Source organism: Streptomyces sp. NPDC001904, assembly GCF_040297005.1.
GTDB lineage: Bacteria > Actinomycetota > Actinomycetes > Streptomycetales > Streptomycetaceae > Streptomyces.
Genome location: NZ_JBEOYI010000003.1, coordinates 291,361 through 311,342 on the forward strand (window position 1 = coordinate 291,361; position 19,982 = coordinate 311,342).

18 protein-coding genes are annotated in these 19,982 nt (G+C 70.5%); 12 read left to right on the top strand and 6 right to left on the bottom strand.

All coding sequences use genetic code 11. From position 1 onward, the window contains the following. Nucleotides 1–16: 16 nt before the first annotated feature. From ccrA to pssA, 7 genes are all read left to right on the top strand, one after another. Complete coding sequence (gene ccrA, locus ABT127_RS06090) at nucleotides 17–1,354, top strand: crotonyl-CoA carboxylase/reductase (protein WP_351445054.1); 1,338 nt, start codon at nucleotides 17–19, stop codon at nucleotides 1,352–1,354. A 22-nt stretch (nucleotides 1,355–1,376) separates the two neighbouring features. Continuing rightward, complete coding sequence (locus ABT127_RS06095; RefSeq protein ID WP_351445056.1) at nucleotides 1,377–3,425, top strand: ethylmalonyl-CoA mutase; 2,049 nt, start codon at nucleotides 1,377–1,379, stop codon at nucleotides 3,423–3,425. Next, a complete protein-coding gene (locus ABT127_RS06100) occupies nucleotides 3,422–4,387 on the top strand; it encodes an HpcH/HpaI aldolase/citrate lyase family protein (RefSeq protein WP_351445058.1) in 966 nt (321 codons plus the stop codon). The genes ABT127_RS06095 and ABT127_RS06100 overlap by 4 nt, the downstream gene beginning before the upstream one ends. 5 nt (nucleotides 4,388–4,392) lie before the next feature. Further along, nucleotides 4,393–4,902 (top strand): MaoC family dehydratase, encoded by a 510-nt coding sequence (locus ABT127_RS06105; RefSeq protein WP_351445423.1) that lies wholly within the window; start codon nucleotides 4,393–4,395, stop codon nucleotides 4,900–4,902. A 2-nt stretch (nucleotides 4,903–4,904) separates the two neighbouring features. Then, the gene (locus ABT127_RS06110) at nucleotides 4,905–6,110 is read left to right on the top strand and encodes an acyl-CoA dehydrogenase family protein (protein WP_351445060.1); all 1,206 of its coding nucleotides are present in this window, start codon (nucleotides 4,905–4,907) and stop codon (nucleotides 6,108–6,110) included. Nucleotides 6,111–6,305: 195 nt separating this feature from the next. Further along, entirely contained in the window at nucleotides 6,306–6,962 is a 657-nt protein-coding gene (locus tag ABT127_RS06115; RefSeq protein ID WP_078506431.1) for a phosphatidylserine decarboxylase, read from the top strand. Between the two features lie 58 nt (nucleotides 6,963–7,020). Then, the gene (pssA, locus tag ABT127_RS06120) at nucleotides 7,021–7,803 is read left to right on the top strand and encodes a CDP-diacylglycerol--serine O-phosphatidyltransferase (RefSeq protein WP_351445425.1); all 783 of its coding nucleotides are present in this window, start codon (nucleotides 7,021–7,023) and stop codon (nucleotides 7,801–7,803) included. A 68-nt stretch (nucleotides 7,804–7,871) separates the two neighbouring features. Here pssA and ABT127_RS06125 read toward each other — a convergent pair whose 3' ends face one another. The 5 genes from ABT127_RS06125 to ABT127_RS06145 are packed head-to-tail and all read right to left on the bottom strand — an operon-like array spanning nucleotide 7,872 to nucleotide 12,744. Next, the gene (locus ABT127_RS06125) at nucleotides 7,872–9,137 is read right to left on the bottom strand and encodes an ABC transporter substrate-binding protein (protein WP_351445062.1); all 1,266 of its coding nucleotides are present in this window, start codon (nucleotides 9,135–9,137) and stop codon (nucleotides 7,872–7,874) included. Beyond that, nucleotides 9,134–10,240, bottom strand: a complete 1,107-nt coding sequence (locus ABT127_RS06130; RefSeq protein ID WP_502971641.1) for a branched-chain amino acid ABC transporter permease — start codon at nucleotides 10,238–10,240, stop codon at nucleotides 9,134–9,136. The genes ABT127_RS06125 and ABT127_RS06130 overlap by 4 nt, the downstream gene beginning before the upstream one ends. After that, nucleotides 10,233–11,123, bottom strand: a complete 891-nt coding sequence (locus ABT127_RS06135; RefSeq protein ID WP_351445063.1) for a branched-chain amino acid ABC transporter permease — start codon at nucleotides 11,121–11,123, stop codon at nucleotides 10,233–10,235. Before ABT127_RS06135 ends, ABT127_RS06130 begins: the two co-directional genes overlap by 8 nt. After that, entirely contained in the window at nucleotides 11,120–11,911 is a 792-nt protein-coding gene (locus tag ABT127_RS06140; protein WP_351445065.1) for an ABC transporter ATP-binding protein, read from the bottom strand. Before ABT127_RS06140 ends, ABT127_RS06135 begins: the two co-directional genes overlap by 4 nt. Continuing rightward, a complete protein-coding gene (locus ABT127_RS06145; protein WP_351445067.1) occupies nucleotides 11,908–12,744 on the bottom strand; it encodes an ABC transporter ATP-binding protein in 837 nt (278 codons plus the stop codon). The genes ABT127_RS06140 and ABT127_RS06145 overlap by 4 nt, the downstream gene beginning before the upstream one ends. Before the next feature lie 238 nt (nucleotides 12,745–12,982). Here ABT127_RS06145 and ABT127_RS06150 point away from each other — a divergent pair, with 238 nt between their 5' ends. Then, the gene (locus tag ABT127_RS06150) at nucleotides 12,983–14,191 is read left to right on the top strand and encodes a PucR family transcriptional regulator (protein WP_351445069.1); all 1,209 of its coding nucleotides are present in this window, start codon (nucleotides 12,983–12,985) and stop codon (nucleotides 14,189–14,191) included. A 210-nt stretch (nucleotides 14,192–14,401) separates the two neighbouring features. On the opposite strand, the gene ABT127_RS06155 is transcribed toward ABT127_RS06150, so the two are convergent. Beyond that, the gene (locus ABT127_RS06155) at nucleotides 14,402–15,553 is read right to left on the bottom strand and encodes a glycerate kinase (protein WP_351445071.1); all 1,152 of its coding nucleotides are present in this window, start codon (nucleotides 15,551–15,553) and stop codon (nucleotides 14,402–14,404) included. Nucleotides 15,554–15,800: 247 nt separating this feature from the next. Between ABT127_RS06155 and ABT127_RS06160 the strand changes: the two genes are divergently transcribed. The 4 genes from ABT127_RS06160 (at nucleotide 15,801) to uriT (ending at nucleotide 19,979) form a co-directional block, all read left to right on the top strand. After that, a complete protein-coding gene (locus ABT127_RS06160; RefSeq protein ID WP_351445073.1) occupies nucleotides 15,801–16,877 on the top strand; it encodes an ADP-ribosylglycohydrolase family protein in 1,077 nt (358 codons plus the stop codon). A 49-nt stretch (nucleotides 16,878–16,926) separates the two neighbouring features. Further along, entirely contained in the window at nucleotides 16,927–17,421 is a 495-nt protein-coding gene (locus tag ABT127_RS06165; RefSeq protein ID WP_351445075.1) for an NUDIX domain-containing protein, read from the top strand. A gap of 126 nt (nucleotides 17,422–17,547) precedes the next feature. Continuing rightward, nucleotides 17,548–18,540 carry a uridine-preferring nucleoside hydrolase UriH gene (gene uriH / locus ABT127_RS06170; protein WP_351445077.1) on the top strand — a complete coding sequence of 331 codons (993 nt, stop codon included), beginning with the start codon at nucleotides 17,548–17,550 and terminating at the stop codon, nucleotides 18,538–18,540. Beyond that, entirely contained in the window at nucleotides 18,537–19,979 is a 1,443-nt protein-coding gene (gene uriT / locus ABT127_RS06175) for a uridine transporter UriT (protein ID WP_351445079.1), read from the top strand. The genes uriH and uriT overlap by 4 nt, the downstream gene beginning before the upstream one ends. Nucleotides 19,980–19,982: the final 3 nt, after the last annotated feature.

Here is a 19,982-nt window from a genome sequence, read left to right on the forward strand (position 1 = left end):
CGCCGGAGGCAACACCGTGAAGGACATCCTGGACGCGATTCAGTCGCGGACCGCCACGTCTGCCGACTTCGCCGCTCTGCCGATCCCCGACTCGTACCGCGCGATCACCGTGCACAAGGACGAGACGGAGATGTTCGAAGGACTCACCACGCGCGAGAAGGACCCGCGCAAGTCGATCCACCTGGACGAGGTCCCGGTGCCCGAGCTCGGTCCGGGCGAGGCGCTCGTGGCCGTCATGGCCTCCTCCGTGAACTACAACTCGGTGTGGACCTCGATCTTCGAGCCGCTCTCCACCTTCGGGTTCCTGGAGCGCTACGGCCGCACGAACGACCTGGCCAAGCGGCACGACCTGCCGTACCACATCATCGGCTCCGACCTCGCGGGCGTCGTCCTGCGCACCGGCCCGGGCGTCAACACCTGGCAGCCCGGTGACGAGGTCGTCGCCCACTGCCTCAGCGTCGAGCTGGAGTCCTCGGACGGCCACAACGACACGATGCTCGACCCCGAGCAGCGCATCTGGGGCTTCGAGACCAACTTCGGCGGCCTCGCCGAGATCGCGCTCGTCAAGTCCAACCAGCTGATGCCGAAGCCGGGCCACCTCAGCTGGGAGGAGGCGGCCGCTCCCGGCCTCGTGAACTCGACCGCCTACCGCCAGCTGGTCTCCCGCAACGGCGCCGGCATGAAGCAGGGCGACAACGTCCTGATCTGGGGCGCGAGCGGCGGCCTCGGCAGTTACGCGACGCAGTTCGCGCTGGCCGGCGGCGCCAACCCGATCTGTGTCGTCTCCAGCGACCAGAAGGCGGACATCTGCCGCTCGATGGGCGCCGAGGCGATCATCGACCGCAGCGCCGAGGGCTACAAGTTCTGGAAGGACGACCAGACCCAGGACCCCAAGGAGTGGAAGCGCTTCGGCAAGCGCATCCGCGACCTGACCGGCGGCGAGGACATCGACATCGTCTTCGAGCACCCCGGCCGCGAGACCTTCGGCGCCTCCGTCTTCGTCACCCGCAAGGGCGGCACCATCACCACCTGCGCCTCCACCTCGGGCTACATGCACGAGTACGACAACCGCTACCTGTGGATGTCGCTGAAGCGGATCATCGGCTCCCACTTCGCCAACTACCGCGAGGCGTGGGAGGCCAACCGCCTGATCGCCAAGGGCAAGATCCACCCGACCCTGTCGAAGGTGTACTCCCTCGAGGACACCGGCCAGGCCGCACACGACGTGCACCGCAACGCCCACCAGGGCAAGGTCGGCGTGCTCTGCCTGGCCCCCGAGGAGGGCCTGGGCGTGCGCGACCACGCCAAGCGTGCCCAGCACATCGACGCCATCAACCGCTTCCGCAACATCTGAACCGACGGAGGTTCACCGGCTCATGACTGAGCGTCAGAAGGACCGGCCGTGGCTGATGCGCACCTATGCCGGTCACTCCACGGCCGAGGCGTCCAACGAGCTGTACCGCCGCAACCTCGCCAAGGGCCAGACGGGTCTGTCGGTCGCGTTCGACCTGCCGACCCAGACCGGGTACGACCCCGACCACGTCCTCGCCCGCGGCGAGGTCGGCCGGGTCGGCGTCCCGGTGTCCCACCTCGGTGACATGCGGCGCCTGTTCCAGGACATCCCCCTGGAGCAGATGAACACCTCGATGACCATCAACGCCACGGCCATGTGGCTTCTGGCGCTCTACCAGGTCGTCGCCGAGGAGCAGGGCGTGGACATCGCCACGCTCCAGGGCACCACGCAGAACGACATCGTCAAGGAGTACCTGTCGCGGGGCACCCACGTGTTCCCGCCGGGACCCTCGCTCCGGCTGACGACCGACATGATCGCCTACACGGTGTCGAACATCCCCAAGTGGAACCCGATCAACATCTGCTCGTACCACCTTCAGGAGGCGGGGGCCACACCGGTCCAGGAGATCGCGTACGCGATGTCCACCGCCATTGCCGTTCTCGATGCCGTACGCGACTCAGGGCAGGTCCCCGCCGAGAAGTTCGGGGACGTCGTGGCCCGTATCTCCTTCTTTGTGAACGCGGGAGTCCGCTTCATCGAGGAGATGTGCAAGATGCGGGCGTTCGGGCGGATCTGGGACAGGATCACGCGCGAGCGGTACGGCATCGAGAACGCGAAGCAGCGCCGCTTCCGGTACGGGGTGCAGGTCAACTCCCTGGGGCTGACGGAAGCCCAGCCCGAGAACAACGTCCAGCGGATCGTCCTGGAGATGCTGGCCGTGACGCTGTCGAAGGACGCGCGCGCCCGCGCCGTCCAGCTCCCGGCCTGGAACGAGGCGCTGGGCCTGCCCCGGCCCTGGGACCAGCAGTGGTCGCTGCGCATCCAGCAGGTCCTCGCCCACGAGAGCGACCTCCTGGAGTACGAGGACATCTTCGCGGGCTCGCACGTCATCGAGAAGAAGGTCGACGAGCTGGTCGCCGAGTCCTTCGCCGAGATCGACCGGATCCAGGAGATGGGCGGCGCGATGGCCGCCGTCGAATCGGGCTATCTGAAGTCCCAGCTGGTCTCCTCGCACGCCGAGCGCAGGGCGCGGATCGAGGCCGGCGAGGAGAAGATCATCGGTGTGAACTGCTACGAGGGCACCGAGCCGAACCCGCTCACCGCCGACCTGGACACCGCCATCATGACGGTGGACCACGGGGTCGAGGCGGGCGTGATCGCGGCCATCGACCAGTGGCGCACCACCCGTCAGGAGTCGACGGACCGCCAGGGCATGGGCGACCCGTTCCACTACCCGACCACCCAGCAGGCCCTCGACCGCCTCAAGGAGGCCGCCGAGGGGACGGAGAACCTCATGGAGGCCACCCTCGAGTGCGCCCGCGCCGGGGTCACGACCGGCGAGTGGGCCGGGGCGCTGCGCGAGGTGTTCGGCGAGTTCCGGGCGCCCACGGGCGTCTCGTCGGCGCCGGTCGCGGTGACCGCGGAGGAGGGCACCCCTCTCGCCCTCGTCCGCGAGAAGGTCCGCCGCACCGGGGACGAGCTGGGCGGCAAGCTCCGGCTGCTGGTCGGCAAGCCGGGACTGGACGGCCACTCCAACGGCGCCGAGCAGATCGCCGTCCGCGCCCGCGACGCCGGGTTCGAGGTGGTCTACCAGGGCATCCGCCTCACCCCCGACCAGATCGTGTCCGCCGCGCTCGCCGAGGACGTGCACTGTGTCGGCCTGTCGATCCTCTCCGGGTCGCACGCCGAGCTGGTGCCCGACGTCCTGGAACGGCTGCGCGAGGCGGGCGCCACCGACATCCCCGTGATCGTCGGCGGCATCATTCCGAACGCCGACGCCGAGGAGCTGAAGCGGGCGGGTGTCGCCGCCGTCTTCACCCCCAAGGACTTCGGCATCACGGAGATCATCGGCCGTATCGTCGACGAGATCCGGAAAGCGAACCACCTCGACCCGTTGGAGGTCCCCGCATGACCAGCCCCGTGAACCGCCTTCGGCCGCGTCGCTCCTGCCTCGCGGTCCCGGGAAGCAACCCGCGCTTCCTGGAGAAGGCCCAGGGTCTGCCGGCCGACCAGGTCTTCCTCGACCTGGAGGACGCCTGCGCGCCGCTCGCCAAGCCGGAGGCGCGGCACACCATCGTCAAGTTCCTGAACGAGGGCGACTGGACGGGCAAGACGCGCGTCGTGCGGGTCAACGACTGGACGACCGAGTGGACCTACCGCGACGTCGTGACCGTCGTGGAGGGCGCGGGCCAGAACCTCGACTGCATCATGCTGCCGAAGGTGCAGACGGCCGACCAGGTGGTCGCGCTCGACCTGCTGCTGACCCAGATCGAGAAGACGATGGGCTTCGAGGTCGGCAAGATCGGCATCGAGGCGCAGATCGAGAACGCCCGGGGCCTGAACAACGTCAACGCGATCGCGGAGGCCTCCCCGCGCGTCGAGACGATCATCTTCGGCCCGGCCGACTTCATGGCGTCCATCAACATGAAGTCGCTGGTCGTCGGCGAGCAGCCGCCCGGCTACGGCGCCGACGCCTACCACTACATCCTGATGAAGATCCTGATGGCGGCCCGCGCCAACGACCTCCAGGCGATCGACGGCCCCTACCTCCAGATCCGCAACGTGGACGGCTACCGCGAGGTCGCCCAGCGCGCCGCGGCGCTCGGCTTCGACGGCAAGTGGGTGCTGCACCCCGGCCAGGTCGAGGCGTCGAACGAGATCTTCTCGCCGTCCCAGGAGGACTTCGACCACGCCGAGCTGATCCTGGACGCGTACGACTACTACACGTCCGAGGCGGGCGGCAAGAAGGGCTCGGCGATGCTCGGCGACGAGATGATCGACGAGGCCAGCCGGAAGATGGCGCTGGTCATCTCCGGGAAGGGACGCGCGGCCGGCATGCGGCGCACGTCGAAGTTCGAAGCCCCGGAGGCGTGACGACCATGCAATTCGGCCGCACCTACGAAGAGTTCACCGTCGGGGACGTCTACAAGCACTGGCCCGGGAAGACGGTCACGGAGTACGACGACCACCTCTTCTGTCTCCTGACCATGAACCACCACCCGCTCCACCTGGACAGCAACTACGCCGAGAGCACGACGGACTTCGGGAAGAACGTCGTCGTCGGCAACTACGTCTACTCGCTGCTCCTCGGCATGTCCGTGCCGGACGTCTCGGGCAAGGCGATCGCCAACCTGGAGATCGAGTCGCTCAAGCACGTGGCGCCGACCTTCCACGGCGACACCATCTACGGCGAGACGACGGTCCTCGACAAGACGCCCTCGAGGTCCAAGTCGGACCGCGGCATCGTCCACGTGGAGACCAAGGGCTACAAGCAGGACGGCACGCTGGTCTGCGTGTTCCGCCGCAAGGTGATGGTGCCCACCGAGACGTACATCAAGGAGCGCGGCGGCGAGCAGCCCGGCCGCCCGGAACTTCGGGAGAGCAAGTAACCATGAGCCGACTCGCCCAGACCCACGGCCTGAACGACGTGCAGCAGGAGATCCTCTCCACCGTCCGGGACTTCGTGGACAAGGAGATCATCCCGGTCGCGACCGAGCTGGAGCACCGCGACGAGTACCCGCAGGAGATCGTCGACGGGCTCAAGGAGCTGGGCCTGTTCGGTCTCATGATCCCCGAGGAGTACGGGGGTCTGGGCGAGTCGCTGCTCACGTACGCGCTGTGCGTGGAGGAGATAGCGCGTGGCTGGATGTCGGTCTCCGGCATCATCAACACGCACTTCATCGTCGCCTACATGCTGAAGCAGCACGGAACGCAGGAGCAGAAGGAGCACTTCCTGCCGCGGATGGCGCTCGGCGAGGTGCGTGGCGCGTTCTCGATGTCCGAGCCGGGCCTCGGTTCCGATGTGTCGGCGATCACGTCGAAGGCGGTCAAGGACGGCGACGAATACGTCCTGAACGGCCAGAAGATGTGGCTCACCAACGGCGGGACGTCAACGCTTGTGGCCGTTCTCACGCGAAGTGACGAAGGTCATCCCGAGGGCACGGCCCCGCACAAGTCGATGACGACCTTCCTGGTGGAGAAGGAGCCCGGGTTCGGTGAGGTCCGGCCGGGCCTGACCATCCCCGGGAAGATCGACAAGATGGGTTACAAGGGGGTCGACACCACCGAACTCATCATGGACGGGCTACGTATTCCAGCCAATCGTGTGCTGGGGGGCTCCACCGGCCGAGGGTTTTACCAAATGATGGACGGTGTCGAAGTCGGCCGCGTTAATGTGGCGGCGCGTGGCTGCGGCGTCGCTCAGCGTGCATTCGAGCTGGGTGTCGCTTACGCCCAGCAACGACACACTTTCGGAAAGCCCATCGCTCAGCACCAGGCGATCCAGTTCAAGCTGGCCGAGATGGCTACCAAGGTGGAAGCCGCCCATGCGATGATGGTGAATGCAGCACGCAAAAAGGACTCGGGGGAACGAAACGACCTCGAAGCGGGAATGGCGAAGTACCTGGCCTCCGAATACTGCAAAGAAGTCGTGGAGGACGCGTTCCGTATTCATGGCGGGTACGGGTTCTCGAAGGAGTACGAGATCGAGCGCCTGTACCGCGAGGCTCCGATGCTGTTGATCGGCGAAGGTACCGCCGAGATCCAGAAAATGATCATTGGACGCCGTCTGCTCGAGGAGTACAGGTTCCAGGGCTGAGTCCTTCCGATGTGTCCTAGTTGGGGGTATTTTCTTCGCGAAGAAGATCACACCCCGTAGGCGCTCTTCGGCCGAGCCTCACTGCCTGATGTCGCTTCCTGGCTTGCCCAGTTGTGGCTCGCAACCGATACCATCCCGGGAAAAGCCGCCGTCCCCCCGTAACCAGCGCGGCCTCATCCGCTACGAAGGTCATCCATGCCCCACAGCCAAACCTCTGCACCACGCGACGGCTTCCTCGGTGGTCGCCTTGCGCGCGGAGCATCGCCGTGGCTTCTTCCGACCGTCGCCACGGCCGCACTGAGCCTGGCGCGCTCGCGTCGTTCCAAGAAGGCCGCAGCACTCGCCGTCCCGACCACCGCTCTGGCGGCCGGCATGCTGTGGTTCTTCCGCGACCCCGAGCGCGAGATCGCCCCGGGCCGGGTCATCTCCCCGGCCGACGGTGTGGTGCAGAGCATCATGCCGTGGAAGGACGGTCGCACCCGTGTCGCGATCTTCATGAGCCCGCTGAACGTGCACGTGAACCGCGCTCCCCTCGCGGGCACGGTGACGTCGGTCGAGCACATCCCCGGTGGCTTCGTTCCCGCCTTCAACAAGGAGAGCGAGAACAACGAGCGGGTGGTGTGGCACTTCGACACCGAGCTCGGTGACATCGAGATGATCCAGATCGCCGGTGCCGTCGCCCGCCGTATCGTTCCCTACATCCCTCAGGGCACGAAGGTCGAGCAGGGCGAGCGCATCGGGCTGATCCGCTTCGGGTCGCGCGTCGACATCTACCTTCCCGAAGGGGTCGAGGTCGACGTCGAGGTCGGCCAGAAGACGACAGCGGGGGTGACTCGCATTGACCGTGACTGATTCCGAGGCCCAGACCTGGGCAGGTGACGCCGCCGACGGCGGTGACGATGCGGAGGAGATGCCGCTCTCACTGCGTCTGTCGATAGCGGACACCCTGACGCTCGGCAACGCCACGTGCGGCTTCATGGCGGTCTACTTCACGACGACCGGCATCCTGATCCCGCACATCCAGGGCAGCAACGACTCCGGCATGGCCCGGCACTCCGCCGCGACCGCCGTGATCCTGATGCTGGCCGCCGCGATCTTCGACCTGTTCGACGGTCTGGTGGCCCGCAAGCTGCGTTCGTCGCCGATGGGCGCGGAGCTGGACAACCTCTCCGACCTCATCAGCTTCGGCCTGGCGCCCGCCTACTTCGTGCTCGTCTACGGCATGGTCGCCGACGACGCGCACCAGAGAGTGGCGGCGGTGGGGGCCATCGTGGTCCTCCTGGCGGTCGTCCTGCGCCTCGCGCGCTTCTCGTGCGTGACGGTGAAGGACGGCACGTTCCAGGGCATGCCGTCGCCGTTCGGCGCGCTGACGGTCGTCTCGATCGTCCTGCTGGAGCTGCCCTTCGTGGCGACGCTCCTCGCGATCATCGGCACGGCGTGGCTGATGGTGAGCCGGGTCGAGTACCCGAAGCCGCGCGGCCGCCTCGCCGTCGCGATGCTGTCGTGGATCGTGCTGAGCATGGCGCTGCTCGCGGCCTGGGCGTTCGACGCCCCCGGCGGCCAGCTGCTGCTCCAGACCGGCTGTGCGCTGCAGCTGGTGCTCGGCGCGGTCATCCCGCTGTTCGCCACGGCCCGCCGGGTGAACAACTTCCGCGACAACCGTCGCGAGGCGCGGGCGACGCAGCTGCCGTAGTCCCGCGGACGCATGAGGAAGGGCCCCGAACCGACCGGTTCGGGGCCCTTCCTCGTGCGCGGCCGGGGTCAGCCGGCCGACGGGGCGTAGTCCTTGGCCTCCTCGGCCTCGCCCGCCTCACGGACGACCTTCATGCCGCCGACGGCCGTCTTGTCGGGCTGGAGGATGACCGACTGGCGCGAGGACGGGGCGTCGGGGTCGGTGAAGTCCTGTGCGGTGCCGAAGCCGTTGTCGAAGGACTTCAGGGTCAGCAGCGCCTTGTCGACTCCCTCCCGGGTCAGGTCCTTGTCGGCGCAGGCCTTCTTCAGGGCGTCGCCGAACGCGGACGCGGCGGTCCAGCCGGCGACGACGCCGTTGTCCAAGGAGTCCTTCGGGTACGCCTTCCGGTAGTCGGCGACGAGCTTCTTCGCCTCCGGGGTGTCGGCGCCGATCGGCAGCGACGGCGAGGCGACCCAGTAGTTCTTCATCAGGGCCGGGCCGGCCTGGGTGGCGAGCAGCTGGGGCGCGAACGCGGAGTTGTTGCCGATGATGGGCGCGGCCAGCTTCGCCGCCGCCGCGACCCCGACGAGCGAGGCCGCCTGGCGCGGGCCCGCGCTGATCACGATGCCCTTGACGCCGGCCTTCTTCAGGGCGGCGACCTGGGCGGTCATGTCGTTGTCGGTGGGCTTGATCTTCTGCTCGACGACGGTGAGCCCGGCCTTGTCGGCGATGAACTTGGAACCCTTGAGGGCGTTCTCGCCGTAGTCGCCCTCGAAGTAGACGTGCCCGAGCTTGTCGCCCTTCTTGAGGCCCTTCTCCTTGATCAGGAAGTCGACGGCGTTGATGGTCTCGTAGTCGTACGTCGATCCGATGACGCGGACGTAGGGATCGCCGAGCAGATTCGCCGACCAGGCCTGCGGCAGGACGAGGGCCTTGTCCTGGCCTATGCGCTTCTCGACCGCGGCGACGAACGGCGAGCCGATGAACTGGGTGAAGCCGAGCACGTCCGGCTCCAGCTCGGTGTAGCCGGCGACGGCCTTCTGCGGGTCGTAGCCGTGGTCGCGCACGGTCAGCTTGAGCTGGTAGCCGCAGATGCCGCCGGAGGCGTTGGTCTGCTTCACGTACAGCTGCTGCGCCTGGGTGACGCTCTTGCCGAGCGTGGCGTAGACGCCGGTCATGTCGGTGAGGACGCCCAGATTGATCGTCTTGCCGGAGATGCCCTGGCCGGTCTTCACCCCGCCCGCGCTCTGCTTGTCGCCTTCGTTGTCGTCCTTCGCCTTGGAACTGCAGGCCGCCGTGAGGGCCAGCAGCCCCGCCACGGCTGTCGCCGTGAGGGTGCGGGTACGGGTGTTCATGCGTCCTCCTGAGGGTGTTTCCGGGCGCGCCGGGCGGCGATCCGGACCAGGCCACCGGGCAGAAAAAGGACCACTGCCACGACGGCGGCGCCGTAGAGGTAGCGGGATGCCTCGCCGGGGGCGATGCCGCCGGTGCCGGGAGCCGAGACGAGGGGCAGTGCGTCGCTGTAGCGGGTGAGGAGCTGGGGCAGCAGCGAGACGAACGCGGCGCCGACGACCGCGCCCGCCACCGAGCCGAGACCGCCGATGACGATCATGGCGAGGTATTCGAGGGAGAGCGTGATGCCGAAGTAGTCGGGGACGGTGCGCTGGAAGACCAGGGCGAGCAGTACCCCGGCGAGGCCCGCGTACATCGAGGAGAGCACGAAGACGGCTCCCCGGTAGCGGGCGACGGGCACGCCGAGGACTCCGGCGGCGATGCGGTGGTCGCGGAGGGCGTTCATGGCCCGTCCCGGGCGTCCGCGCAGCACGCCGCGGGCGAAGAGCCCGCAGCCGAGCAGGAGTACGAGCCCGAGGTACCAGAGCTTCTCGGCGGAGCCGAACGGCACGCCGGCGAGGGTGAGTTCGCTGTCGTCGAAGGAGAGGCCGAAGAGGTTCATGACGGGCACGTCGCGGCCGTTGGCGCCGCCGGTGAGGTCCTCGGCGTTGAACAGCACGTGCTGCCCGATGAAGATCAGCGCGAGGGTGGCGATGCCGAGGTACGCGCCCTGGAGCCGTCCCGCGATGGGGCTGAACAGGCCGCCCGCCACCCCCGCGAGGAGCACGGCGAGCACGGCGGCGAGCCAGGGCGGCAGCCCGAGTCCTTCGACGGTCTGTCCCTCCTCCCCCGCGAACACGCAGTAGCCGTACGCGCCGACGGCGAGGAAGAAGGCGTGGCCCATGGAGAGCTGGCCGGTGGCGCCGGTGAGCAGGTTGAGGCCGATGGCGCCGATCGCGGCGGCCATAGCGAACAGTCCCGCCTGGAGCCAGAACCGGTCCACGTAGAACGGCAGGGCGACCAGGACGAGAGCGAGGACGCCTGCCACATAGATACGGCGGCGCGCGCGGAGCCCGCGGGACGGTGCGGCGGGGGTGGCCCGGGCCGGGGCGAGCGTGTCAGACACGGGCGAGCTCCTTGGTGCCGAAGAGTCCGGAGGGCCGCAGCAGGAGGATCGCCGTCATCACGAGGTACGGGGCGAGGTCGCCGAGTCCCCGTCCCATGAAGGCGAGTTCGCTCTGGTAGCCGGTGGCGAGGGACTCGGTGACGCCGACGATCAGGCCGCCGACGAGGGCGCCGGTGGTGGAGTCGAGGCCGCCGAGGATGGCGGCGGGGAAGGCCTTCAGGGCGGCGAGCGAGGTGGCCCGTTCCAGGCCCGGGGTGGGGAAGACGGTCAGGAACAGCGCGGCGACGGCGGCGAGGGCGCCCGCCACGGCCCACGCGCCGAGCGACACCCTGCCGAGCCGTACGCCCATCAGCGCGGCCGTCTCGCTCTTCTCGGCGGCGGCCCGCATCGCGACGCCCCAGGAGGTGTAGCGGAAGGTGAGCAGGAAGGCCGTGATGAGCAGGGCCGCGGCGACGAACGCGGCGATGCGGGTGTGGGCGATCGAGATGCCGCCGACGGTGAGCACGGCGTCGCCCCACGGGTCGCCGAGGGTGAGCACGTCGGTGCCGAGGCGGCGGGTGAGTTCGGTGGTGAGCAGGATGTCGACGCCGATGGTGACGATGGCGAGGACGCTGTGGTCGTGGCCGCGGTAGCGGCGCATGACGAGGAACTCGACGGCGGCGCCGACGACCGCGGCGGCGGCGATGCCGACGCCGAGCGCGGGCCAGAAGCCGATGTCGTCGTGGAGCGAGGCGGTGACGTAGCCACCGGCGAGGAGCAGCGAGGCGTGCGCGAAGTTCACGACCTCGGTGGCGCGGAAGATCACCACGAAGCCGAGGGCGATCAGGGCGTAGACGGAGCCCATCGAGACGCCGTTGAGAAGCAGTTCGAGGAAGGAGCTCATGCGGCGCTCTCCGGTTCTTCGGGCGCGCCCAGGTACGCCTGGATCACCGCCGGGTCGTTCTGGACGGTCGCCGGGGGTCCCCCGGCGATCCGCTTTCCGAAGTCGAGGACGGTGACCTCGTCGGCGAGGCGCATGACCACTCCCATGTCGTGTTCCACCAGGACGATCGAGATGCCGAGGCTGTCGCGGACGCCCGCGATCACGGCGGCGGTGCGGCGCCGCTCGTCGGCCGTCATGCCGGCGACGGGCTCGTCGAGGAGCAGCACCTTCGGTTCCATGCACAGGGCGCGGGCCAGCTCGGCGAGTTTCTGCGCGCCGTAGGGCAACGCGCCCGTGTACGTGTCGAGTTGGTCGGCGATGCCGACGAACTCGGCGATCTCCCGGACGCGTTCGCGGTGCGCCCGTTCCTCGCGGACGGCTGCGGGCAGCCGCAGCCCCGCCGCGACGAACCCGGCCCGGGTCAGCCGGTGCCGCCCGAGCAGCAGGCTGTCGGCGACCGTGGTGCGCGGCGGCAGCGCGAGGTTCTGGAAGGTCCGGGCGACGCCGAGAGCGGCGATCCGGTGCGGGGGCAGCCCGGTGAGCTGCGTGTCGCCGAGGTGGACGGTGCCGGAGGTGGCCCGGTACACCCCGGACAGGACGTTGAACGTGGTGGACTTCCCGGCGCCGTTGGGTCCGATGACGGCGTGCACGGTGCCGGGTTCGACGGTGAACCCGATCCCGTCGAGCGCGGTGAGCCCGGCGAACCGCACGGTCAAGTCCCGCACGTGGAGCGGCAGTACATCACTCATCGGCCGGCACCTCCCCAGGCCCGCAGCACGGGCGCTTCCCGGACCGCGCCGGAGGCATCGGCGACGGCGTCCTCGTCGACCACCCCGAGATACCGCCGCCGCACCTCGTCCGACCCGGCCAGCTCGTCGGCGGGCCCGTGCAGCGCGACCTCCCCGACATCGAGCACGTACGCGTAGGAGGCCAGGCGCAGCGCCAGCGCGGCGTTCTGTTCGACGAGGAGCACCGAGACCCCTTGAGCGTTGATCTCGCGGATGGTGTCGGCGATGCGGGCCGCCATGAGCGGGGCGAGCCCGAGCGACGGCTCGTCGAGGAGCAGCAGTCTCGGCTCGGCCATGAGGGCGCGGCCGACGGCCAGCATCTGCTGTTCGCCGCCGGAGAGCAGCCCGGCCCGCTGCTGGGCCCGGTCGGCGAGGACCGGGAAGAGGTCGTGCACGCGGCGCAGCGCCGCCGCCTTCGCGGCCCGCGAGCCGGTCGATCCGAGGGCTCCGGCGCGCAGGTTGTCCGCGACGGTCATCCGCGCGAACACCTGCCGTCCCTCGGGCACTTGGCAGACCCCGGCGGCGACGATCCGGTCGGGCGTGAGCCCGCTGACGCGCCGCCCGCCGAACCGCACCTCGCCCGACGTCACGGCGCCGCCGTGGAAGTCGAGGGTGCGCGAGATCGCCCGCAGCAGCGTGGACTTGCCCGCGCCGTTGCCGCCGAGCACGGCGACGACGGCGCCCTGCGGCACGTTCAAGGTCACGTCGCGCAGGGCGCGTACGGGTCCGTAGCCGACGGATACGCCGTCGACGGCGAGCCCGGCTGCTTCATCTGCATCGGTCGCATCGGTCACTGTGTGTGTCCCTCCCTGGACCGGTACGGGACCGGTGGCGCTCACGACAGCACCGCGCGGGCGGCCCGTCCACGGGCTGCCGGTGAAACGCTGCGCAGGCCCAGCGCCCGCCCGTCCCCGTTGTGCGCGCGCACAAGACCCCGTGTCAGGGGCCTGCCGGACAGCCGCCCGTGATGGCATCCTCCGCATCAGCGAACGAGTCCTTTGCCGTCGCTTTACGGGCTGTTGGGGAGGGACGATGGGCGGACGCAGGAACCGCACCGGACAGGACTGGAAGCTGCTCAGGGAGGCGTGCACGACCCTTCTCGACCGGGTGCCCGAGCTGGTCGACGAGCATCTGCGGCAGCTGTTCGCATACTCGGACGTGTACGCACGGGTGCTGCCGTACGACGTTCAGTGGCGGGAGGCCGAGGAGGCCGTCCGGATCGGCGTCGAGACGATCACGGCGCCGCGGGACGCGCCGCGCCGGGATCTGGCGTACGCGGAGGAGGCGGGCCGGCGCCGGGCGGGCCAGGGCCTGCCGCTCGACCTGCTCGTGCACGCGTACCGCAACGCGGGCTATCTGGTCTGGGACGCGCTGATGGAGAGCGCGGGCGGCGAGCCCGAGCGGCTGAAGGCCCTGATGCGGTCGGCGACCATGGTGTGGGCGGCGGTGGACGCGCAGGCCGCGGCGGCCTCGGAGGCGTACCGGGCGACGGAGCTCGAACTGCGCCGCCGCACCGACGAGCAGATGCAGGCGCTGCTCGACGCGCTCCTCGAGGGCCGTCCGGCGCCGGGGCTCGCCGCGCGGGCCGCGGCCGGGCTCGATCTTCCCGAGCACGGCCCGTACGCCGTGGTGGTGCTGCGGGTGGAACGCCGGGACAGCCGGGAGACGTTCCACCGCCGGGTCCAGGACCCGGACTTCCGGTTCGTGTGGCGGATGCGGGCCGACTGCGAGGTGGGCGTGGTGGCGCTCGGCGCGGGCCGCACCCTCGACGATGTGGCGGTGCTGCTCGACGGGCGGTGCCCGGGGCCCGGGGGGCTGAGCCCGGTCGTGCGCGGGCTCGGCGAACTGGGGCATGCGCGGCGGCTCGCCGAACTCGCCCTGCGCACCTGTCCGCCGGACACCACGGGCGTCGTGCGGCTCGACCATCGCATGCCGACGGCACTGGTGGTGAGCCAGCCGGACCTGGCGCAGCGCCTCGTCGCCGGTGTCTTCGGCGAACTCCTCACGCTGGAACCGGCCGATCGTGCCGTGCTGCTGGAGACGCTGGACGCGTGGCTGGCCTGCGAGGGTTCCGCCGGGCGGGCGGCCGGTCGTCTGTACTGCCATCGGAACACGGTCTTCAACCGGTTGCGGAGGCTTGAGCAGTTGACGGCGCGGTCGTTGTCACGGCCGCGGGATCTCATGGAGATGACCTTGGCGCTGGATGCGTACCGGTTGTCGTCGGGGGCCGGGACGTCTTAGGGGGTGCCGGGTCGGGTGCGCCACCGTCGTGGCTGGTCGCGCAGTTCCCCGCGCCCCTGAGGCAGGCGCTTCGCGCCGCCTCTTCGGACGAGATGGCGCACGAAGTGCGCATCTCAGGGGCGCGGGGAACTGCGCGACCAGCCCCCACCGGCCCGCGGACGAACGGCACACCCCAGGGCGCGCCCGCGCGGGCGAAGGGCGGGTGACGGCTCAGCGCAGGAAATCGTCGGCGATGCGCTCGGCCAGGTTCTCCAGGATGGGACCGGCCTCGGCGATGCACCGGGCCACATCGGGCTCCAGCTCCGTCAAGGCGTAGGCCCGACGGATCCCGGCCCGCCCCAGCGCCTCCGGCGCAAGAGCGAGCCGCCCGCAGACGGCGACGACCTCGACACCGGCGGCCCGCGCCGCCGAGGCGACCCCGGCGGGCGCCTTCCCGTGCAGGGTCTGCTCGTCGAGCGACCCCTCACCGGTGATCACCAGCGTGGCACCGGCCAGCGCGGGCGCGAACCCCAGCACATCGAGCATGACCTCGATGCCGGGCCGGAAGCGCGCCCCGAGCCCGACCAGAGCGCCGTAACCGATACCCCCGGCGGCCCCGGCCCCCGGCGCCTCGGCATGCTCCAGCGCGGCGGCACCCACCGACTCCGAGAGCACCTTCGCGTAGTGGCCCAGCGCGGCGTCCAGCTCGGCGACGTCCTCCGGCGAGGCCCCCTTCTGCGGCCCGTACACGGCGGGCGCGCCCTTGGGACCGGTCAGCGGATTGTCGACGTCGCTGGCGAGGACGATGTCCACGTCGGCCAGGCGCGGGTCGAGGCCGGAGAGATCGGCGGAGGCGAGCCCGGCGAGCGCACCGCCGCCGGGACCGACCGGCGCACCGGAGCCGTCGAGGAACCGTGCGCCGAGCGCGGCCAGCATCCCCGCGCCGCCGTCCGTCGTGGCGCTGCCCCCGACGCCGAAGACGATCGTGCGGACCCCCGCGTCGAGCGCGGCCGCGATGACCTCGCCGGATCCGTACGTCGTGGCCGTCAGCGGCGCGAACTCGCCCTCGGGCAGCAACTGAAGCCCGGACGCCTCCGCCATCTCCACCACGGCCGTGCCGTCGCGCAGCGCCCACGCGGCCGTCACCTGCTCGCCGAGCGGCCCCGTGACCCGCGCCTCGCGGCGCTCGAATCCGGCCGCGACCGCCGCCGCGACGGTGCCGTCCCCGCCGTCCGCGACCGGCACGGACGCGACGGTCACCTCGGGCGCCACCCGGCGCAGACCGGCCGTCACACGCTGTGCGACCTGCACCGCGGTGAGCGACCCCTTGAACTTGTCCGCCGCGATCAACACGTGCCGCGCGGCCTGTGCAGCGTCCGCCACCTTGCTCCCCTTGCTGTTCGGGCCTTGCTCGCGTCAAGGCAGTCGCGCCGCTGCGACCTTAACCGCAGGAGGGGTCCGCTGCCCATGGTCGTCCGGCCAGCGGAACGGTCCGCATGATCCTTATCTGCTGTTATTGCAGGACATACCGGGGCGTCACGAGCAGCTGAACGATCGATCAAGCGGCCCCGCACGACGTCCGTCCCCGCGCGGGAGGGACGCCGTGCGGCGAAACGGGTACACCGCAGTCATGACGCAAACGAGCCCCCCGCTCCCCGAGCCCGTCCTCGCCGACCGCGTGCTCGGCGGCTGGCTCGGCCGGATCGCGGGCAACATGCTCGGCAAGCCGGTCGAGCAGGGCGAGGTGTGGACCCGCGAGCGCATCGACCGCTACCTGCGCCAGGCCGAGGCCCTGCCGCTCACCGACTACCTGCCCGAACCTCCGTCGCGGGAGATGGAGTCGGCGCTGCGCTCCGAGTGGCGGGCCTGCGTCCGGGGACGCATCCACGGCAGCTGCCGGGACGACGACGTGGACTACGCGGTGCTGGGTCTGCACCTGCTGGAGACCCACGGTTCCGCCTTCACGACGGAACAGGTGGGCGAGTTGTGGCTGTTGCGGCTGCCCTACCTCCAGACGTTCACGGCGGAGCGCGCGGCCTACCGCAATCTCGTCAACGGACTGAAGCCGCCGCTGACCGCCACGTACGACAATCCCTGCCAGGAGTGGATCGGCGCCCTGATCCGCGCGGACGTCTTCGGCTGGACCTGCCCGGGCGCCCCGCGCCGCGCCGCCTCCCTGGCCCGCCGCGACGCGGTCCTGTCGCACACGGGCAACGGCGTGTACGGGGCGATGTGGGCGGCGGCCCTGGTGGCGGCCGCGTTCACGGCGCCGGCGCCGCGGGCCGCCCTCGACGCGGCGCTCACGGTGATCCCGGCGAGCAGCCGTCTGGCGCGTGTCGTGCGCCGGGTCATCTCGCTCCACGAGTCGCGGCTGACCTGGGAGCAGACGCTGGCCACGGTCGAGGAGGAGACCGCGGGGCTCGGCTGGATCCACACCGTGCCGAACGCCGCGGTGATCACGGCCGGGCTCCTGTACGGCGACGGCGACTTCACGCGCACCGTGACCCTGACGGTGCGCGGCGGTCTCGACACGGACTCCAACGGCGCGACGGCCGGTTCGGTCGCCGGGGTGCTGTGCGGGGCGGACGCGATCCCCGCGCGGTGGACCGAGCCGCTGGAGGACCGGGTGCGCAGCGCGGTCTTCGGGTTCGACGGCGCACGGATCAGTGAACTGGCGCGGCGGACGGCCGCGTTGGCGGAGACCTGAGGGGGCGCGTCGTTCCGGGAGCGGGGGCGGCGGGTTCTAGAGTGAACCGATGACAACCCTCGACTACGCCACCTACATCGCCGGACTCCCGCGGGTCCTGGCCGGCGCCGCCGTTCTGTTCCGCGACAGCGAGGAGCGGATCCTGCTGGTCGAACCGAACTACCGGGACGGCTGGGCACTGCCCGGCGGCACCGTGGAGTCGGACACCGGGGAGAGCCCGCGGCAGGGCGCGCGCCGCGAGACGCTGGAGGAGATCGGGCTCGACGTCGCGCCGGGGCGGCTGCTCGCCGTGGACTGGGTGCCCGGCACCGGGCGGCCGCCGCTGGTGGCGTACCTGTACGACGGCGGCGTGCTGGCCGCCGAGCAGATCGAGGCGATCCGGCTCCAGGAGGAGGAGCTGCTCTCGTGGCGGTTCGTGGCCCGCGACGACCTGGACGCATATCTGCTGGGGTCGCTCGGGCGGCGGGTGCGTTCGGCGCTCGGCGTGCTCGACCGGGGCGCCGGGGCCGTGGAGCTGGAGTGCGGCGAGCCCGTCACGGGTTGATACATCCCCTGAATTCCCCTACCGCCCTTTTTCGGATCGCCGATCTACGCGCGTTGACAAGTCGTACGCGTCCGGGTGAGCCTGGCCGGAACAGCTTTTCCATCCGGAGCAAAGGGGCTCAAGACGGTGGCCAGGAAGATCATCCTCGACTGCGACCCGGGGCACGACGACGCGGTCGCGATGCTGCTCGCGCACGGCAATCCCGACATCGATCTGGTCGCGGTGACCACGGTCGTCGGCAACCAGACCCTGGAGAAGGTGACCCGCAACGCGCTGTCGGTCGCGGCGATCGCCGGGATCACCGGGGTGCCGTTCGCCGCCGGCTGCCCGCGGCCCCTGGTCCGTGAGATCGAGACGGCGCCGGAGATCCACGGCGAGACCGGGCTCGACGGGCCCGAGCTGCCCGCGCCCGCCTTCGCGCTCGACCGGCGGCACGCCGTCGACCTCATCATCGACACCGTGATGAGCCACGAGCCGGGCGAGATCACCCTCGTGCCGACGGCCGGCCTGACGAACATCGCGCTCGCCGCCCGCAAGGAGCCCCGCATCGTCGAGCGGGTCCGTGAGGTCGTGCTGATGGGCGGCGGCTTCCACGAGGGGAACTGGAGCGCGGTCGCCGAGTTCAACATCGTGATCGACCCCGAGGCCGCACACATCGTCTTCAACGAGAAGTGGCCGCTGACCATGGTCGGCCTCGACCTCACCCACCAGGCCCTGGCGACCCCGGCCGTCGAGGAGCGGATCCGGGCGGTCGGCACGAAGCCCGCCGCGTTCGTCCTCGAACTGCTCGACTTCTTCCGCGAGGCCTACCGCGAGAACCAGGGCTTCGAGCACCCGCCGGTGCACGACCCGTGCGCGGTCGCGTACGTCATCGACCCGAGCGTCATGACCGTACGGAAGGCGCCCGTCGACATCGAGCTGCGCGGCGCGCTCACCCTCGGCATGACCGTCACCGACCTGCGCTCCCCCGCACCCGCCGACTGCCACACCCAGGTCGCGGTGGAGCTGGACCACGGCCGATTCTGGGATCTCGTCGTGGACGCCCTCGTCCGCATCGGAGAGCCCACCGGCGGGACCACGGACGAGACGGCCGGAGAGACCGGAGTGAGCACCGCGTGAACGTCGCCGCCTCCCCCCACACCCCGGCCGGCGGCTCCGGCGCGGGACGCCCGGTCCGGATCGGCGCGCTCATGGTGGCGCTGCTCGCGGCCAGCTTCGCCTTCCAGCTGAACGCCTCGATGCTCAGCCCGGCGCTGGCGACGATGGCGGACGAGCTGCACACCACCGCGTCGGCGGTCGGCGTCACCCAGACGGCCTTCTTCACGGCCGCCGCCCTGTTCTCGCTGTTCCTGCCGCGCCTGGGCGACCTGATCGGCCGCCGCAAGGTGCTCACCGGGATGATGGTCCTGATGGCCGTCGGCTGCGTCGTCTCGGCGCTCGCCGGGTCCGTCGGCATGCTCGCCGTCGGCCGCGTCGTCCAGGGCGCCTCGGGTCCGACCATCCCGCTCGCGCTGATCATGCTGCGCGTCGAGGTCCCCGACCCGAAGAAGTACGGCACGCTCATGGGCGTCGTCACGGCCGTCAACGGCGGCATCGCCGGCGTCGACTCCTTCGCGGGCGGCTCGCTGGCCGAGCACGCCGGATACGCGTCGATCTTCTGGGTCATGACCGGCTTCGCGCTCGTCGCGGCCCTGCTCGTCCACCTCTTCGCCCCGGAGTCGCGCGCCGAGCTGCGCCCGCCGATGGACTGGCCGGGCGTCGCGCTCCTCGTCGTCTCGGTCGGCGCCCTGCTGATCGCGTTCAACGAGGCGGGCAAGCTGGGCGACGCGAACTGGCCGCTCGCCGTCGGCCTGCTGGTCCTCGCCGGGCTCGCCTTCTGGGCGTTCTGGCGGATGGAGACCCGCGCCGCGCACCCCCTCGTCACCACGGGCCTGCTCAAGCGCCGGGCCACCTGGTCGCTGCTCCTGTCGACGATGCTCACCATGACCGGCGTCTTCGCGATCATGAACGGCCTGCTGCCGGGCTTCGCGCAGGACACCTCGGTCGGTCTCGGCCTGGGCGCCGAGGGCGCCACCTGGTGGACGCTCACCCCGTACGCGCTCGCGGGCCTCGCCATGGGCCCGGTCTCCGGGCGGCTCGCGGCGACGTACGGCTACGGCCGGATCCTGCGCGCCGGGCTGATCGCCACGGCCGTCGCCACCGTCCTCGCCCTGGTGACCCTGCGCACGGACTCCGCCGGGCTGCTGCTGGCCGTGTCGATCCTGCTGGGCATCACCTACGCGGGCACGGTCAACATCATGCTGAACGGCTTCGGCATCGTGCTCTCCCCGAAGGAGAACCCCGGCTTCCTGCCGGGCCTGAACGCGGGCTGCTTCAACCTGGGCGCGGGCCTGAGCTTCGTCGTCCTGTACGCGGCCATGGACGCGGTCGCCCCGTCCGGCTCGACGTCGGTCGGCGGCTACAGCGCGGGCGTGATCGCGGGGCTGGTCCTCATCGTGGCGGCCCTGCTCGTCTCGACGCTGATCCCGAAGCCGGTCGACGCGGAGGCGACGGGCTGACCT

Excerpts from the sequence above, each read along its gene's own strand:
- ABT127_RS06125 (WP_351445062.1), bottom strand. The coding sequence starts at position 9,137 with ATGAACACCCGTACCCGCACCCTCACGGCGACAGCCGTGGCGGGGCTG.
- ABT127_RS06105 (WP_351445423.1), top strand. The coding sequence starts at position 4,393 with ATGCAATTCGGCCGCACCTACGAAGAGTTCACCGTCGGGGACGTCTAC.
- ABT127_RS06095 (WP_351445056.1), top strand. The coding sequence starts at position 1,377 with ATGACTGAGCGTCAGAAGGACCGGCCGTGGCTGATGCGCACCTATGCC.
- ABT127_RS06160 (WP_351445073.1), top strand. The coding sequence starts at position 15,801 with ATGACGCAAACGAGCCCCCCGCTCCCCGAGCCCGTCCTCGCCGACCGC.
- pssA (WP_351445425.1), top strand. The coding sequence starts at position 7,021 with ATGCCGCTCTCACTGCGTCTGTCGATAGCGGACACCCTGACGCTCGGC.
- ABT127_RS06165 (WP_351445075.1), top strand. The coding sequence starts at position 16,927 with ATGACAACCCTCGACTACGCCACCTACATCGCCGGACTCCCGCGGGTC.
- ABT127_RS06150 (WP_351445069.1), top strand. The coding sequence starts at position 12,983 with ATGGGCGGACGCAGGAACCGCACCGGACAGGACTGGAAGCTGCTCAGG.
- ABT127_RS06100 (WP_351445058.1), top strand. The coding sequence starts at position 3,422 with ATGACCAGCCCCGTGAACCGCCTTCGGCCGCGTCGCTCCTGCCTCGCG.
- ABT127_RS06110 (WP_351445060.1), top strand. The coding sequence starts at position 4,905 with ATGAGCCGACTCGCCCAGACCCACGGCCTGAACGACGTGCAGCAGGAG.
- ABT127_RS06115 (WP_078506431.1), top strand. The coding sequence starts at position 6,306 with ATGCCCCACAGCCAAACCTCTGCACCACGCGACGGCTTCCTCGGTGGT.
- ABT127_RS06140 (WP_351445065.1), bottom strand. The coding sequence starts at position 11,911 with ATGAGTGATGTACTGCCGCTCCACGTGCGGGACTTGACCGTGCGGTTC.
- ABT127_RS06135 (WP_351445063.1), bottom strand. The coding sequence starts at position 11,123 with ATGAGCTCCTTCCTCGAACTGCTTCTCAACGGCGTCTCGATGGGCTCC.